General features: G+C 67.9%; 2 protein-coding genes. One reads left to right on the top strand and one right to left on the bottom strand.

The features are described 5' to 3' along the window. A partial coding sequence (locus QZ184_RS11160; protein WP_296419675.1) for an aminotransferase class I/II-fold pyridoxal phosphate-dependent enzyme occupies positions 1–1215 on the bottom strand: 1215 nt, incomplete at its 3' end. 31 nt (positions 1216–1246) lie between these two features. On the opposite strand from QZ184_RS11160, the gene QZ184_RS11165 reads away from it, so the two are divergent. Continuing rightward, the coding region (locus QZ184_RS11165; RefSeq protein ID WP_296419677.1) for an AarF/ABC1/UbiB kinase family protein at positions 1247–2778 on the top strand (1532 nt) is incomplete at its 3' end.

Consider the following 2778-nt stretch of genomic DNA (forward strand, 5'->3'; position numbering starts at 1 on the left):
CTCGGCAGGCGCCCGCCAGGCCTTGGCCAGGGGCCGCTCCGGGCTCGCCACCAGGGGCAGCGGCGGAGGGCTAAAGGTCAACACCTCATCGCTGCCGAGGGCCTGGCGTAACTGACGGAGGGCCGCGGGCAACTGCCGCAGCAGGCCCCTGGGGGGCTGCAGTCCCAGACAGAAGGTCAGGCAGCCCGGCTCGGGTAGCTCCGCGATCACCCCCCGCTGCATCAACCAGTCATCGGCCTCCAGGCCATTGATGCCATCGGCGGCGCAGATCCAGCTCAGACGCAGCGGGTCTTGGTTCTCCAGCAGCTGCAAGCCACTGGCCTGCAGGCGCTGGCGCAGCCGTAGGCCCTGATCGAGAGCCCGGCGCAGTTGCTGGCGTCCCTGGGTGCTGCGCAGGTGCAGCAGTGCCGCCTCCGTTGAGGCCAGCAGCAGGGCGCTGGGGCTGGAGGTTTGCAGCCAGAGCAGCGCCCGCTCGATCCGCCCGGGATCCATGGCGCTACCAGCTCCCTGCAGCAGCACAGCGCTTTGGGCCAGACCACCGGCGGCCTTTTGCAGAGACTGAACCACCAGGTCCGCCCCAGCGTCCAAGCCAGACGCCGGCAGCCGCGGATCCAGCCCCAAATGGGCGCCATGGGCCTCATCGAGCAGCACCGGCAGCCCCCGCCGGTGGGCCAGCGCCACCAAGCCCGCCAGATCACCAGCGAGGCCTTGATAACTGGGGGAGACCAGCACCAGCGCCGCCAGGGGTCCCTCAGCCAGGGCCGCGCGAATCACCACCTCCAAGTGCTCAGGACTGGGGGGCAGCCAGAGACCCGAGGCCGGATCAAAGGGCAGATCAAACAGAACCGGCTCCAGTTGCCCGAGCAGACAGCCGTGCAGCAGGGAGCGATGCAGATTGCGCGGCAGTAGGACCCGCTCACCCGGTTGCGCCAGAGCCAGCAGACCGGCTTGCAGCAGGCCGCTGGCCCCATTGACGCCGTACCAGCAGCGCTTGGCTCCCAGCAGATCCGCCAGGGCCCGTTGGCTGTCCGCCACGGCGCCCTCGTCCTCCAGAGGGCCACCGATCTCCGGCAACTCCGGCAGATCCCACTGGCCGGGGGCTTGGCGCAGCAAGCGGGCCAAGGCCGGCGCCAGGCCCCGCCCGCGGCCGTGGGCCGGCAGATGCAGCGGCAACCGGGGCCGGCGCGCCTGAAGCAGCTGCTGGAGCAACACCATTCCTAGAGTTTGCAACTTGCTGGCGGATTGGATGAGCACCTACGACCCGGGGCGTGACTTGCGCTGGCTGCTGCTGCGGCCCTGGCAGCTGGTCGGCCGCTTGGTCGTGGTGCTCAGCAGCCTGCTGAGCCTGGCGCTGGTGCTGATTTTCCAGGCCAACAACCCCGACCCCAAGGTGCAGCAGCGCCTGGGGCAGAAGATTTTCACCACCCTGACGGGACTGGGGCCCTGTTTCATCAAGGTGGGGCAGGCCCTCTCCACAAGGCCGGACCTGGTGCGGCGGGACTGGCTGGATCAGCTGACCCAACTGCAGGACAACCTGCCGGCCTTCCCCCACGCCATCGCCCTGGAGACGATCGAGGCCGACCTGGGGGCCCCGGTCCAGCAACTGTTTGAAGAGTTCCCGGACTATCCCGTGGCGGCCGCCAGCCTGGGCCAGGTGTACCGGGCCAAACCCGTCGGCGGGAACTGGGTGGCCGTGAAGGTGCAGCGCCCCAACCTCGAGCGGCAGCTGCGCCGGGACTTGGTGCTGATCCGGCTGCTGGGGGTGATGGCCGCTCCGCTGCTGCCCCTGAACCTGGGCTTTGGCCTGGGGGAAATCATTGATGAGTTCGGCCGCTCCCTGTTTGAGGAGATCGACTACCGCAAGGAGGCCGACAACGCCGAGCGCTTCGCGCGGATGTTCGAGGGCAATGCGGCGGTGATCGTGCCGCGGGTGGACCGCAGCCTCTCGGGCCAGCGGGTGCTGACGACCACCTGGATCAACGGCACAAAACTGCAACAGCGCCAGGAGCTCGAAGCCCAACACCTCGATCCCGCCTCCTTGATCCGCACGGGCGTGATCAGCGGTCTGCAGCAGCTGCTGGAGTTCGGCTACTTCCACGCCGATCCCCATCCCGGCAACCTTTTTGCCCTGCCGGGCAAGACCGGAGCCCTGGGCCATGTGGCCTACGTGGACTTCGGGATGATGGATTCGATCAGCAACAGCGATCGCCTGACCCTGACCGGGGCGGTGGTGCACCTGATCAACCGCGACTTTGAGGGCCTGGCTCAAGATTTCGTCGATCTGGGCTTCCTGAACGCGAAGACGGACCTCACCCCGATCATTCCCGCGCTTGAGGAGGTACTCGGCGGTGCGTTGGGGGAAAACGTCGGCTCCTTCAACTTCAAGGCGATCACCGATCGCTTCTCGGAGTTGATGTACGCCTATCCCTTCCGGGTGCCGGCCCGCTTTGCCCTGATCATCCGGGCGGTGGTCAGCCAGGAGGGCCTGGCGATGCGCCTGGACCCCAGCTTCCGGATCATCAACGTCGCCTATCCCTATGTGGCCCGGCGCCTGCTGGCGGGGGACACCGCCGAGATGCGCGAGAAGCTGATGGAGGTTTTGTTTGATCGGGACGGACGCCTGCAGCTGGAGCGCCTAGAGAACCTGCTGCAGGTGGTTGAGAACGACGACGGCGGCGGCGGTGCCACGGACCTGCTGCCGGTCGCCGGTGCGGGCCTGAAGCTGCTGGTGGGCGAAGAGGGCAAGAGCCTGAGGCAGCGGCTGCTGCTGACCCTGGT

Source organism: Vulcanococcus sp. DEBay_Sum22DG08_74 (assembly GCF_017852955.1).
Taxonomy (GTDB): domain Bacteria; phylum Cyanobacteriota; class Cyanobacteriia; order PCC-6307; family Cyanobiaceae; genus Vulcanococcus.